The organism is Cellulomonas chitinilytica (assembly GCF_016862675.1).
GTDB lineage: Bacteria > Actinomycetota > Actinomycetes > Actinomycetales > Cellulomonadaceae > Cellulomonas > Cellulomonas chitinilytica.
Window position 1 is genome coordinate 97,512 of the sequence record NZ_BONK01000003.1, and the last position, 12,836, is coordinate 110,347.

The 12,836-nt window shown below is 73.2% G+C and carries 13 protein-coding genes; 6 read left to right on the forward strand and 7 right to left on the reverse strand.

Going from position 1 to position 12,836, the window contains the following annotated elements:
- Window positions 1–210: 210 nt before the first annotated feature.
- Window positions 211–417: a hypothetical protein gene (locus Cch01nite_RS05090; RefSeq protein WP_203749453.1), complete on the forward strand. Its 207-nt coding sequence runs from the start codon at window positions 211–213 to the stop codon at window positions 415–417.
- 13 nt (window positions 418–430) lie between these two features.
- Here the strand turns inward: Cch01nite_RS05090 and Cch01nite_RS05095 are convergent, their stop codons facing one another.
- From Cch01nite_RS05095 to ligD (Cch01nite_RS05110), 4 genes are all read right to left on the reverse strand, one after another.
- The gene (locus Cch01nite_RS05095; protein ID WP_239069913.1) at window positions 431–1,600 is read right to left on the reverse strand and encodes an App1 family protein phosphatidate phosphatase; all 1,170 of its coding nucleotides are present in this window, start codon (window positions 1,598–1,600) and stop codon (window positions 431–433) included.
- On the reverse strand, window positions 1,597–2,163 hold the full coding sequence (locus Cch01nite_RS05100) for a Dps family protein (RefSeq protein WP_203749456.1): 567 nt from the start codon (window positions 2,161–2,163) through the stop codon (window positions 1,597–1,599). Before Cch01nite_RS05100 ends, Cch01nite_RS05095 begins: the two co-directional genes overlap by 4 nt.
- A 113-nt stretch (window positions 2,164–2,276) precedes the next feature.
- On the reverse strand, window positions 2,277–3,155 hold the full coding sequence (gene ligD / locus Cch01nite_RS05105; protein WP_203749459.1) for a non-homologous end-joining DNA ligase: 879 nt from the start codon (window positions 3,153–3,155) through the stop codon (window positions 2,277–2,279).
- Window positions 3,152–4,075: a non-homologous end-joining DNA ligase gene (ligD, locus tag Cch01nite_RS05110; protein ID WP_308439207.1), complete on the reverse strand. Its 924-nt coding sequence runs from the start codon at window positions 4,073–4,075 to the stop codon at window positions 3,152–3,154. Before ligD (Cch01nite_RS05110) ends, ligD (Cch01nite_RS05105) begins: the two co-directional genes overlap by 4 nt.
- A 99-nt stretch (window positions 4,076–4,174) precedes the next feature.
- On the opposite strand from ligD (Cch01nite_RS05110), the gene ku reads away from it, so the two are divergent.
- The 4 genes from ku to Cch01nite_RS05130 all read left to right on the forward strand — a co-directional run bounded on the left by ku (window position 4,175) and on the right by Cch01nite_RS05130 (window position 7,117).
- Complete coding sequence (gene ku, locus Cch01nite_RS05115; RefSeq protein ID WP_203749465.1) at window positions 4,175–5,131, forward strand: non-homologous end joining protein Ku; 957 nt, start codon at window positions 4,175–4,177, stop codon at window positions 5,129–5,131.
- Window positions 5,128–6,180, forward strand: a complete 1,053-nt coding sequence (locus Cch01nite_RS05120) for a PHP domain-containing protein (RefSeq protein ID WP_203749467.1) — start codon at window positions 5,128–5,130, stop codon at window positions 6,178–6,180. Before ku ends, Cch01nite_RS05120 begins: the two co-directional genes overlap by 4 nt.
- A 149-nt stretch (window positions 6,181–6,329) precedes the next feature.
- A complete protein-coding gene (locus Cch01nite_RS05125) occupies window positions 6,330–6,611 on the forward strand; it encodes an HU family DNA-binding protein (RefSeq protein ID WP_203749468.1) in 282 nt (93 codons plus the stop codon).
- Window positions 6,612–6,724: 113 nt separating this feature from the next.
- Window positions 6,725–7,117, forward strand: coding sequence for a Fur family transcriptional regulator (locus Cch01nite_RS05130; protein ID WP_203749471.1), 393 nt, complete (start codon window positions 6,725–6,727; stop codon window positions 7,115–7,117).
- Window positions 7,118–7,130: 13 nt separating this feature from the next.
- Here Cch01nite_RS05130 and Cch01nite_RS05135 read toward each other — a convergent pair whose 3' ends face one another.
- Window positions 7,131–7,658 (reverse strand): DUF6328 family protein, encoded by a 528-nt coding sequence (locus Cch01nite_RS05135; RefSeq protein ID WP_373309766.1) that lies wholly within the window; start codon window positions 7,656–7,658, stop codon window positions 7,131–7,133.
- A 63-nt stretch (window positions 7,659–7,721) separates the two neighbouring features.
- Here Cch01nite_RS05135 and Cch01nite_RS05140 point away from each other — a divergent pair, with 63 nt between their 5' ends.
- A complete protein-coding gene (locus tag Cch01nite_RS05140) occupies window positions 7,722–8,783 on the forward strand; it encodes a threonine aldolase family protein (protein ID WP_203749473.1) in 1,062 nt (353 codons plus the stop codon).
- A gap of 85 nt (window positions 8,784–8,868) precedes the next feature.
- Here Cch01nite_RS05140 and Cch01nite_RS05145 read toward each other — a convergent pair whose 3' ends face one another.
- Window positions 8,869–11,484 (reverse strand): glycoside hydrolase family 6 protein, encoded by a 2,616-nt coding sequence (locus Cch01nite_RS05145; RefSeq protein ID WP_203749475.1) that lies wholly within the window; start codon window positions 11,482–11,484, stop codon window positions 8,869–8,871.
- 203 nt (window positions 11,485–11,687) lie between these two features.
- Window positions 11,688–12,794: a LacI family DNA-binding transcriptional regulator gene (locus Cch01nite_RS05150; RefSeq protein ID WP_203749477.1), complete on the reverse strand. Its 1,107-nt coding sequence runs from the start codon at window positions 12,792–12,794 to the stop codon at window positions 11,688–11,690.
- Window positions 12,795–12,836: the final 42 nt, after the last annotated feature.

A 12,836-nucleotide genomic window follows, 5' to 3' on the forward strand; every position in this document is an offset into this window, starting at 1 on the left:
CCGCTGCACTCCTTCGTGGCGGTCAGGACGCCCCGACGACGTCCGCGGGGGCGCGGGCGACCGTCGCGCGGTGCGTGGTCGCAGCCGGCCCGGCGTCGGTCGCGGGGAACGTATCGAAGCGCTTCGAACGCGGGGCAGTGTGCGAAAGGTTTATGAACACCCCTCGGACGGCGCGTGCATACCGGCCCTGACCGGGGTAGAACCGAAGACATGAGCCGCGATCGCGACCTGACGTCCGACCCCGCCGTCGAGCACCTCGCCGACCCGGTCCTGCCCGAGGCGCAGCTCGCCGCCGCCGACGCCCGCTCGGGCGGCGACGCCCAGCGCGCGCCCCGGTCGCTGCGCGCCGTCGAGCTCGAGGCGGACGACGAGGCGATCGCGAGCCTCGAGGACTGGGACGACCCGCAGCGCCTCTAGCAGGCCGGTCGCCTCACGGGTCGAGCAGCCCGCGCGCCCGCATCTGCCGCAGGATCGCCGACCCGTCGGCCCCCAGCACCACCGGGACGCCCTCCCGCTCGGCAGCCCGTTCCGCCCGCACCCCTGCCGGCCCCTGGACCGGCAGGCCGCGTGCGAGCACGTGTTCGCCGAACGTGAGCTGCCGGACCACGACCGCTCGGACGTGGTCGGGGAAGAGCCGGGCGGCCTCGGCGTAGATCTCGGGGTCCCGCTGCCCGTCGTCGCCGACCAGGATCCAGTGCACGTCCGGCAGCTCGTGCACGAGCCGACGCAGCTGCGCACGCTTGTGCTCGGGGCCGCTGCGGAACCACCCCGTGTTCGTCGGACCCCAGTCGGTGAGCAGCATCGGGCCGGCCGGGTAGCCGTGCCGGCGCAGGAACCGCCCCAGGGTCGGAGCGGCGTTCCACGCCCCTGTCGAGAGGTAGACGACGGGCGCTCGTGGGTCGGCGGCGAGCAGCCGGTGGTAGAGGTCCGCCATGCCGGGGACGGGCTCGCGCGCGTTCTCATGACGGACCAGGACGTTCCATGCCGCGACGAGCGGCCGGGGGAGTCGCGTCACGACGACGGTGTCGTCGATGTCGCTGACGATCCCGTACCGCACCTCGGGGTCGACGACGTGCACGGGCGCGACCGCGCGGTCCCCGTCCTGCGTCCGCAGCACCACGTCGTGCCACCCCGGCGGCAGGTCGGACTCCAGGAGCGTGTCGACGTACCCGCCGCGGTCGGTCACGACCCGGTGCGTCCGGTCTCCGACGGTCACGTCGAGCTCGGCCCCGGCGACCTGCGCCGTCGCGAAGCTGCGCCACCCGCGCAGGCTCGGTGCGGCACGCGTCCCCGCCTGTGCCGTGGCGCCGGCCCCCGGCAGGTCCTTGTCCCGCACCACGGGCGCGGCGAGCAGCGTGCGCGCCATGACGCGGACCCAGCCGGGCGCGCCGTAGCCGGCGTACGGCTCGATGCGGACCGTCCACCCGCGTCGTCTCAGCACCGCGGCCAGACGTCGGTCGAAGGCGTCCTCCCAGCGCGCCGCCCGGTGCACCGGCGGTCGCGCGGACCCGGTGGGACGGGCGCCCGCCCGGGCCGCCCGCAGGACGGTCGAGCCGTCGCTGCGGGCGTGCCCGGGCCGGTGGGGTCGGACCGTCGTCACGCGCTCTCCTTCTCGGCCGCCTTCCGGGCCGACGCCTTCTCCCCGTCTGCGGCGGCCGTGCTCAGCGCGCCGCCGGAGGACTCCAGGTGGGCCCGGACGAACCAGTGGAACAGCTCGAGCTCGTGCAGGTGGCCGATGAGGAGGTCGTTCGTGACCGGGTCGGTCTCCTCCGTGTCCTTGGCCGCCTGGCGGTGGTCGCTGATCACGCCGACGTACACCTCGTCGAGCGCGCCGAGGTGCGCGATCGCACCGTCACGGCCGATCGAGTAGTCGTCCCACGTGCGGTTCGCCACGAGCGCGCCGGGCGTCCCGACGGGTGCGACGCCGAGGGTCGCGATGCGCTCGGCGATGGCGTCGACCATGAGCCGCACCGCGTCGACCTGCGGGTCGAGCATCTCGTGCACCGCGATGAAGTGAGGGCCGACCACGTTCCAGTGGATGTGCTTGAGCGTCAGCGCGAGGTCGTTGAGGGAGTCCAGGCGCTGCTGGAGGATCGCGGCGACCTCGGCCCCCTGCTGCTTCGTGAGGGAGGGGACGGTGTACTTGGGCAGCTTCTGTGCCATGAGGGCGCTCCTTGTGCTCGTCGCTCGGGTACGTCTTCCCGGTCGGTCCACGCTGCCTCAGGTGACGCGAGCCCGCCATCGGAGCCCGGCGCGCGACCGGCCGCCGTGACGGCTCACCCGAACGGGTCCCCGTCGGCCTCGAGCCGGTCCGCTACCTCGTCGGGACCGAGCTGCTGCAGGCCCGGCCCCACCTCGTCCCACCACCGTGGCGCCGCCACACGAGGCAGGTCGCGGCCACGCAGCGAGTACGGCGTGATCGTCGTCTTCGCCGGGTGGTTCTGCGACCAGTCGATGAGCACCTTCCCGCCCCGGACGTCCTTCTTCATGACCGCGACGACGAGCGTCGGGTGAGCCGCCGCGACGGCGTACGCGAGGTCGCGGGCGTACTGCCGGACCTCCATCACGGAACGCGTGCCCGGGAGCTTCGCGTACAGCTGCATCCCCTTGCTGCCCGACGTGACCGGCACCGACTCCGGCAGCCCGTCCTCGCGCAGCCGGTCGGCGACCAGGTGGGCGACCTGCGCGCACTCGTCGAGCCCCGCCGGCGCCCCGGGGTCGAGGTCGACCACCAGCCGGTCCGGCCTGCGGACGCCGCCGCGCGGACCGACGGTCCACTGCGGCGTGTGCAGCTCGAGCGAGCCCTGGTTCGCGCACCAGACGAGCCCCGCGAGGTCGTCGACGAACGGCAGGACCAGCTCGGCCCCCTCGTCGTCCGACCCCGGAGCCGCCCGGATCGTCTGCCGCCGCACCCAGTCGGGGGCCCCACGCGGGACGTTCTTCTCGAAGAACTTCTCGCCGCCCATGCCGTCGGGCCACCGGATCCGCGTGACCGGACGGTCCGCGAGCTGGGCGAGCAGCGCGGGGGCCACGCGGACGAGGTAGTTCATCACCTCCGCCTTCGTCGTCCCCGTCGACGGGTACATCACCTTCTCGAGGTGGCTCACCCGGACCTGGCGGCCCTCGACGTCGACCATCTGACGTTCGGGCGTCACGGCTGCTCCCAGGGGTCGGCGGCGGCGGCGTCCGTGCGGATGCCGCGGATCACGGGCTGCCGCAGACGACCGTCGGGCGTGCGGTTGAGGTAGCGGGTGTCGACGACCACCAGGGGATCGCACCACCGGGCGCCGCGCGCGTCGAGCGCCGGCACCTCGTCGTCGAACGGGCTCGAGCCGCGGGCCGTCAGGAGGCGACCGAGGTCCTGCGCGACGGGACCTGTCAGGCCGCTGCCGGCCCGGCCGAGGAACCGCAGCGCCCCGTGCTCGTCGTAGGCGCCGAGCATGAGCGCCCCGAGGCGACCCGTCCCGGTGCTCTCCTCCCGCCACCCGCCGACCACCGCGGTCCGGGTCCGCACGTGGGCGGACTTCACCCAGTCGGCGGAGCGACGGCCGGCCTGGTACGTCGAGGTCCGCCGCTTCGCCACGACCCCTTCGAGGCCGTGCTCGCGGGTCACCTGCCAGAGGTCGTCGCCGTCGGGGTACGTGGGGGAGAGCTGGACGTGCTCGGGCAACGCCAGCCGGCCGAGCACGTCCCGCCGCTCGTCGTACGAGCGATCCGTGAGGTCGACGCCGTCCAGGCGCAGGACGTCGAACACGAGGTACGACACGGGCTGCCGCCGGGCGAGCGCCGCGGCCCGGCGCGCGTCGCGCACGTGCATCCGCTCGGCGAGCGCCGCGAACGAGGGCACGCCGCCGGCGAGGAGCACGATCTCCCCGTCGAGCACCGCGGCCGGGACGGAGGCGAGACCGGCGAGCTCGGGGTACGCGGGCGTGACGTCCCGCTCGTTGCGGCTCCACAGCCGCAGGGCGGTGCCCGTGGTGTCCGCGAGCGCCCGGACACCGTCCCACTTGACCTCGTACGCCCACGCCGGACCCCGCGGCAGGGCGCCGACCTGCGGTGCAGGGGTGGCGAGCATGGGCTCCACGGGTCCATCCTGCCGACAGGACCCGTGCACGTCACGGGCCGGCGGCCTGCCCCGGCCGCACCGGCCCTCATCCCCCGGAGGCGACGACCCATGCGAGCGATCTGGAAAGGTGCGGTCGCGTTCGGCCTGGTCAACGTGCCGGTGCGCCTCTACGCGGCGACCGGCGAGCACGAGGTGACGTTGCACCAGGTGCACCGTGAGGACGGCGGACGGATCCGCTACCGCAAGGTGTGCAGCATCGACGGCGAGACGGTCGAGTACTCCGAGATCGCCAAGGGGTACGAGACGGAGGACGGCGAGCTCGTCGTCCTGACCGACGAGGACTTCCAGCAGCTGCCGCTCGCGACCGAGCGGGAGATCGAGGTGCTCGAGTTCGTGCCCGCCGAGCAGGTCGACCCCATCCTGCTCGCGAAGACGTACTACCTGGAGCCGGACAAGACCGCGGCCAAGCCGTACGCGCTGCTGCGCGGCGCCCTGGAGCAGGCCGACCGGATGGCCGTCGTCAAGGTCGCCCTGCGCCAGCGCGAGACGATGGCCGTCCTGCGGGTGCGCGACAACGTCATCTGCCTGCAGACGCTGCTGTGGCCGGACGAGGTGCGCGAGGCGGACTTCCCGATCCTCGACGCGGACGTCACGGTGCGGCCGCAGGAGCTCGCGATGGCGTCGTCGCTCGTGGAGTCGCTCGCCGCGGACTTCGACCCGAGCCAGTACGAGGACAGGTACGCCGCCGCGCTGGAGCAGATGATCGAGGCCAAGGTGTCGTCGGGCAGCACCCGCCCGGTGCCGGTCCCGGCGGGCGAGGAGGCCGAGGGTGCCGGCGGCGGCGAGGTGGTCGACCTGCTGGCGGCGTTGCAGCGCAGCGTGGAGAAGGCCCGCGGGTCGCGGCCGGGCGGGGACACGGCGACGCCCGCGGCGAAGAGCACCGGAAAGGCCGACGACGAGGCGCCGGCGAAGAAGACGAAGGCGCGCGCGAAGGACGCGGACGCGAAGCCGGCCGACGAGCCGGATGAGACCAAGCCCCGCAAGACCCGCCGCAAGGCGTCGTGACGGCGTCCGGTCGCCGCGACGACGCCGTCGCGGCGCTGCGTCGCGTCGCGTTCCTGCTCGAACGGGCGCAGGCGAGCCCGTACCGCAGCGACGCGTTCCGCAACGCCGCCCGCACCGTCGAGAAGCAGGACCCCGACCGCCTGGACGTCCTGGCGAAGGCGGGTGCCCTCACCGACCTGCCCGGGGTGGGCGCCCGCACCGCCGAGGTCGTCGCGATCACCCTGCGCGGCGGCACGTCGCCGTACCTGGCCTCGCTCGAGGCCGAGCTCGCCGCGTCCGTGCCCACCGCTGTCGACCCGGCCGCCGCCGCGCTGCGCGACGCGCTGCGCGACGCGCTGCGCGGCGACCTGCACTCCCACACGGAGGCGTCCGACGGGTCGGCGCCGATGCAGGAGATGGTGCTCGCGGCGTTCGAGCTCGGGCACGAGTACCTCGCGGTGACGGACCACTCGCCTCGGCTGACCGTCGCGAACGGCCTGTCCGCACCCCGGTTGCGGGCCCAGCTCGAGCAGGTGCGTGCGCTCAACCGGGCCGTCGAGCCGTTCGTCGTGCTGACCGGCATCGAGGTCGACGTCCTGGACGACGGCACCCTCGACCAGGACCCCGACCTGCTCGACGAGCTCGACGTCGTCGTCGCGTCGGTCCACTCCAAGCTCCGCATGGACCGCGCGGCGATGACCCGACGCATGATCACCGCGGTCAGCGACCCCCGGACCGACGTGCTGGGCCACTGCACCGGCCGGCGCCTGCTCGGCCGGCAGCGGCCGCAGAGCGAGTTCGACGCCCGGGCGGTGTTCGAGGCGTGCGTCGAGCACGGCGTCGCCGTCGAGATCAACTGCCGCCCGGACCGGCTCGACCCGCCGCACGACCTCCTGCAGCTCGCCGTCGACGTCGGCTGCGACTTCACGATCGACACCGACGCCCACGCCCCGGGCCAGCTCGACTGGCTCGGCGCGGGCTGCGCGAGGGCCGCCGAGCACGCGATCGACCCCGCCCGGGTGCTCACGACGTGGCCCGTGCAGGACCTGCTCGCCCGCACCCGCGCGTGAATCCCGCGTGTCGTCGTGCACGGCGAGGCCTCACGGACGGGTTAGTGTCTTGCGCATCGACCCCGTGCACGCGGCCCGCCCGCGCGTCTCGGGGCGCCCCGCCCGGGGACCGGGCCGCATGTCCCACAGTCAACAAGGAGCATGATTCCGTGAGCGTGAACCGCACCGAGCTCGTCCAGGCCGTCGCCGCGAAGGCCGGCCTCTCCAACACCGAGGCGGACAAGGCCCTCAAGGCCTTCCAGGAGGTGCTGGTCGAGCAGCTGTCCAGCGGCGAGAGCGTGACCATCCCCGGCTTCCTGGCCGTCGCGCGTGCCGAGCGTTCGGCCCGCACGGGCATCAACCCGCAGACCGGCGAGAAGCTCGAGATCCCGGCCGGCTACCGCGTCAAGCTGACGGCCGGCAGCGCCCTCAAGCGCGCCGTCCAGGGCTGAGCACACCCGCACCGCATCGGGCCGGGCACGACCTCCTCGGGGGTCGTGCCCGGCCCGACGCCGTTCCTGCCGTCGACTATGATGCGAACGACTCTCAGGAAGGCGGCGCGGCGATGGTGGTGCGGCAGACGCGGCAGCGCGCCGAGATCCTCGACCTCCTGGACGACGTCGACGAGTTTCGCAGCGCGCAGCAGCTGCACGAAATGCTCCGGACCCGCGGCTCGAGCATCGGGCTCGCGACCGTGTACCGCGCGGTGCAGAGCCTCGCCGAGACGGGCGAGGTCGACTCGCTGCGCACCGCGGAGGGCGAGTCCGTCTACCGCCGGTGCGCCCAGCGCAGCCACCACCACCACCTCGTCTGCCGGTCCTGCGGGCGCACCGTCGAGATCGACGCCGGTCAGGCGGAGGCCTGGGCCGGTCAGGTCGCCGCGGCGCACGGCTTCGACGACGTGGACCACACCATCGAGCTCGTCGGCACGTGCGCGACGTGCCGGGCGGCCGGCTGACCGAGTCTCGTGCTCAGACCCGCGCCCGCCGCGCGATGACGCGGGGGAGCACCCACCAGCACGCCACGAGCATCACGAGCACGGCACCGCCCACGACCCACCCGGCGGTCCGCGACACGACGATGTCGAACAGGAGCATCGGCCCGCCCGCGAGCACCAGCGCGAGCACCAGCAGCCCGGCCCGCGCGAACCAGTTCGCGGCACCCACGAGCTCGGCCTTCATCCGCCGGCGGAACAGCGCCCGGTGCAGGCTCACGGGCGCGACGATGAGCGCGGTCGCGACGGCCGCGAGGACGACGAGCACCAGGTACAGCGTGCGCTGGTAGTCGTCGAGCTCGGCGAACCGCTGCTGGAACGGCAACGTCAGCAGGAAGCCCGTGAGGATCTGCGCGCCGGTCTGCGTGACGCGCAGCTCCTGCAGCAGCTCGTCCCAGTTGCGGTCCATCCGCTCCGTGAACGTCTCGTGCCGGTCGTCCGTCGGGTCCGCGTCGCGCTCCAGCGTCACAGCTCCTCCTGCCTGCCTGGTCGTCGGTCGGATCATCGCGCAAGTTCACCGGCACCGCTGCTGCGCGGGAAGGGCCACGTCCGGGGGACACTGGTGCGCGTGACCCGACTGCACGACGCCGACCACCGCGACTTCGCCTCCGACAACTACGCGGGCGCCCACCCCGAGGTCCTCGCCGCGATCGCGGACGCGAACGGCGGCCACCAGATCGCCTACGGCGAGGACGTCTACACGGCACGCCTCCAGGAGGTCGTCGCCGCGCACTTCGGCCCGCAGGCGAGCGCGTACCCGGTGTTCAACGGCACCGGCGCCAACGTGCTCTCCCTGCAGGCCGTGCTGCCGCCGTGGGGTGCCGTCATCTGCGCGGACACCGCCCACATCCACACCGACGAGAACGGCGCACCCGAACGGGTCGCCGGCATCAAGCTGCTCACCGTGCCGACCCCCGACGGCAAGCTCACCCCCGAGCTCGTCGAGCGGCAGGCCTGGGGCTTCGGCGACGAGCACCGGGCGCAGCCCGGCGTCGTCTCGATCACCCAGGCGACCGAGCTCGGCACGCTGTACACGCCCGACGAGGTCCGCGCGCTCGCCGACCAGGCGCACGCCCTCGGCCTGAGGCTGCACCTCGACGGGGCCCGCATCGCCAACGCCGCCGCGGCGCTCGACCTGCCCCTGCGGGCCTTCACGACCGACGCGGGCGTCGACGTCGTGTCGCTGGGGGGCACCAAGAACGGCCTGCTGTTCGGCGAGGCCGTGGTCGTGCTCGACCCGGCGGCGGCCACCGGGCTGCCGTACCTGCGCAAGATGGACATGCAGCTCGCCTCGAAGATGCGCTTCGTGTCCGCGCAGCTCGTGGCGATGTTCGAGGGCGACCTGTGGCTGCGGTCCGCCCGGCACGCGAACGCCATGGCGGCCCGCCTCGCCGCGGGTCTCGCCGACGTCCCGGGCGCGGACATCACGCAGCCGACGCACGCCAACGGGGTGTTCGTCGCGCTGCCCGCGGACGTCACCGCCCTGCTCCGGGAGCGCTGGCGCTTCTACGGCTGGCGGATCGAGACCGGCGAGGTCCGGCTCATGTGCTCGTTCGACACCCAGGAGTCCGACGTCGACGAGCTCGTCGCGGCGGTCGCCGCGGCGCTCGGCGCCGTCCCGACCGCCTGACGGCACAGGTCGCGCCCCGGGGGCGGACGACGGGCGGGGGCCCTCCGGCGAACCGGAGGACCCCCGCTGCGTCATGCGGTGCGGATCAGCCGATGGTGCAGGGAGCACCGTTCAGCGTGAACGCGGTGGGGTTGTTGTTGGTCCCCGTGTGGGAGCCGTTGAACCCGATGTCGATCGACTGGCCGGCGGCGAGCGTGCCGTTCCAGGCGGCGTTCTTGGCCGTGACGGCCGTGCCGGACTGCGACCAGTCGGCGCTCCAGCCCTGGGTCACCTTCTGGCCGTTCGCGAACGAGAACCCGAGGTTCCAGCTCGACAGCGCGGACGTGCCGGTGTTGGTGACCTTGACGGAGGCCGTGAAGCCGTTGTTCCAGCTGTTGGCCGTGTAGACGACCTTGCAGGCACCGGTGGTGGTGGTGTTCTGCGTCGTCGCCGTCACGGCGTTGGAGGCGGCGGACACGTTGCCCGCGTTGTCCTTGGCCTTGACGGTGAAGGTGTACGCCGTGTTCGCGGTCAGGCCGGTCACGGTGTAGCTCGTGGTCGTCACCGTGGCGACGAGCGTCGAGCCCTGGAACACCTGGTAGCCGGCGAGGCCGGAGCCACCCGAGTTGTCCGTCGAGGCACCCCACGACAGCGGGACGCTGCTCGTGGTCGTGGTGCTCGCGGCCAGTGCGGCCGGGACCGACGGAGCGGTCGTGTCGGTGACGGTGCCCGGCTGGGTCGTCGCCGAGACGGCCGACGACGCGGCGGACGTGTTGCCCGCGACGTCCTTGGCCCGGACGGAGAACGAGTACGCCGTGCCGGCCGTCAGGCCGGTCACCGTGTAGCTCGTCGAGGTGGTGGTGCCGACGACCGTGGAGCCCTGGAGCACCTCGTAGCCGGCGACGCCGGAACCACCGGTGTTGTCCGTGGACGCGGTCCACGACAGCGGCACCGAGGTCTGCGTCGTCGTGCCGGCGGTCAGACCGGTCGGGACGGACGGCGCGGTGGTGTCGTTCGTCGTGGTGTTCGACGTCGTGGCCGAGACCGCGGCGGAGGCGGACGAGACGTTGCCCGCCGCGTCCTTGGCCTTGACCGTGAACGAGTAGGTGGTCGACGCGGTCAGGCCGGTCGCCGTGTAGCTCGTCGTGGTGGAGGAGCCCACGAGCGTGGTGCCCCGGTAGATGTCGTAGCCCGTGACGCCGACGTTGTCGGTCGACGCGGTCCACGACAGCGGCACGGTGGTCGCGGTCGGCGTGCCGGCGGTGAGGCCGGTCGGCGCGGACGGCGCCGTGGTGTCGACCGGCGGCGGGTTGCTGTCGCCGATGGCCGGGTACGCGTTCTTGACGAGCGTGACGAACTGCTCCTCGAACCACTGGCCGGCGAGCGGCGCGTTGGGCGTGGCACCGGTGAGCTGGTTCTTCAGCTTGGGCGAGGTGAAGGTCGGGTCGCACATGCGGTCGAACTTCTTGCCCTGGTCGTTCGCGATGTCCGTCGAGGCGCCGTCGGACTCGCCCGGGGGCTTGATCCAGACGAAGGCGTCGAGGTGCGAGGCGGTGTAGCCCGACGGCGACGCCTTCGGGAGCTCGCCGATGCCCGCGCCGAGCGGGTTGCACCAGGCACCGCGGTGGATGCGCTTGTCGACCTTCGACGCGTTCACGTAGGTGTTGAGGTCGGTGCTCGTCGAGACGGCCGTCGGACGGGCGGTGCCGCCCCAGCCGTTGCGGGACGTGTCGATGAGCATGCCGATCGACGACGGGAAGCCCGCGCCGACGAGACGGGTGTACATGTCGGCGGTGAAGTCGGCCTCGTCGAGGTCCGGGTTCCACTCGTAGAAGTCGGCGGACTTGATCTGCCCGCTGCCGACCTGCTTGCTGGCGTCGGGGAGGAACGGCTCGTTGAGCGGCGTGGTGTTCGCCGTGTCGGACACGAAGCCGTCGACGGACGCGGTGCCCGCGGTGGTGGTCTTCGCGACCTCGGCGAACAGCTGCGCGGCGGGGCCGGCGTTGCTGTCCCAGCCGAGCCAGCCGGAGTGGCCGATGTCGATGTAGTTGTAGACGTTCGAGATCGCGTGGAACTTGTCGAGCGCGTACTTCACGCCGGCCCGGTAGTACGGGGCCGCCTGCTGGCAGAGGGCCTCGGAGCTGTTCGTGATGAGGTTCGGCAGCGAGTCGGGCTCGATGGTGAGCGCGAACCGCAGGTTCGCGTACTTGCTGTCGGACAGCAGCGCGGCGATCGCGTCGATGTACTCGGTCTTGTAGCGCGCGAGACCGGCGTCGGTGGCGGGCAGCTCACCGTTCGAGGCCAGCGCGTAGCAGTCACGACCGGGCAGGTCGTAGATGACGATGTTGACGACGAGCGGGGTCGAGCCCGACTTCTGCGTCAGCGCGTTGTCGAGGTGGAACTTCAGGCCCTGGCCGTCGGCGTTGCCCGTGATCGCGCTGATGCGGTCCATCCACACGGCCGTCGGCTGCTTCGCCACGGTGTGGAACTTGGCCACGAGCGCGGAGTCGCTCTGCCGTGTGGCAGCGCTCTCAACCGACGCCGCCCAGGTCGGGTTCACGTACTGCGTGGCGCCCGCGTAAGGGTTGTCGACGTGCGCCTCGGCGGCGCTGGCGCCTGTCGCCGAGAAGGTCAGCGGGACAGCCACCATGGCTGTCGCCGTCGCAGCCGTCGCTACGGCGCGCAGGCGCCGCCCGACTGCTCTCTTGCCGTGTGTGGACACGTAGTCCTCCGGATGTCGTTCGGCACGCCCGGCAGACCGTCCTGCTCAGGCGCGAGTCGCCCGGGGGGAGTCCACGGCGACTGGCCGCCACCTGATCACGCGGCCCACCCGGACGGCATGGGGCAAATCGTTTAAGCAAACGCCGTTACCGAATCGTGACATTAGCTCGAGACTCCCGGCGCCGACCCCGGCCGGGAGCCTCGTCAGCGCGAGCGCGGCCCGGTGCTCCCGCGCACGGCCAGCCCACCGAGCTGGAGCTCGCGCCGGGCGCGCACGTCGCCGTCGAGGACGGCGAGGACGGCCTCACCGGTCGCCGTCCCGAGCTCGCGCTGGCCGGAGGGGAGCGTGGTGATCGACGGCGTCGCGAGCCGGCACAGCGCCGAGTCCGAGCCCGCGACGATCGACAGGTCCCACGGCACGGCGAGCCCCGTCCGGCGCGCCACGTCGAGCGCCGCGATCGCCATCTGGTCGGTGTCGAACACGATCGCCGTCGGCGCCCGGCCGCCCGTGAGCAGCCGCCTCGTCGCGACGGCCGCCTCCTCGGCCGTGCCCGCCGTGGCCTCGTGGATCAGCGTGCCGCCCGCGGGGTCCAGGACACGCTCCAGGGCCGCGGCCCGCGTGCGGGTCCGGGCGAGGCTCGCCGGTCCCGTGACCGCGGCGACGCGCCGGTGACCGAGCTCGAGCAGGTACCGCGCCACCCGGGTGAACGCCTCGGACTCGTCGAGCGCGACCGACCCGAGGTCGTGCTCGCCGTCGCCGCCGACCACGACCGCGGGTGCGCGCAGGCGACGCAGGGCGTCGATCCGGGGGTCCTCCAGCAGCACGTCCGTCACGACCATCACGTCGAACCGGCGCTCCGCCCACCACTCGCCGTACAGCGCGACCGCGGCCTGCGGGCCGTCGACGATCTGCAGGACGAGCGCCAGGTTGCGCGTCGCGAGCACCTCCTGGAGCGACGTCACGAACTCCAGGACGCCGGAGGCCGGTGCCGCCGGTCCCGACGCGCCCCGGTCCACGACGAGCCCCACCGCCCGTGGACCGGTCCGCATCGAGCGCGCCGCCGCGCTCGGACGCCAGCCGAACTCGTCGGCGACGCGCAGGACGCGCTCCCGGGTCGCGGCCGAGACGCCCGGCCGCCCGTTGAGGGCGTACGAGACGACGGCGATCGAGACGCCGGCGGCGCGGGCGACGTCGGTGATGGTGGGGCGCCGGGTCGGGGGAGCGACCGGTACACCGACGCCCCCGGCGGGGGTCGGGACGGACGTTCCGGAGGAACCGTGACGCGCTGAGTCATATGCAGGTGTGACCACGATCACCTAGTGTGTCGCCCGATGCGGGTCAAATGCATCATC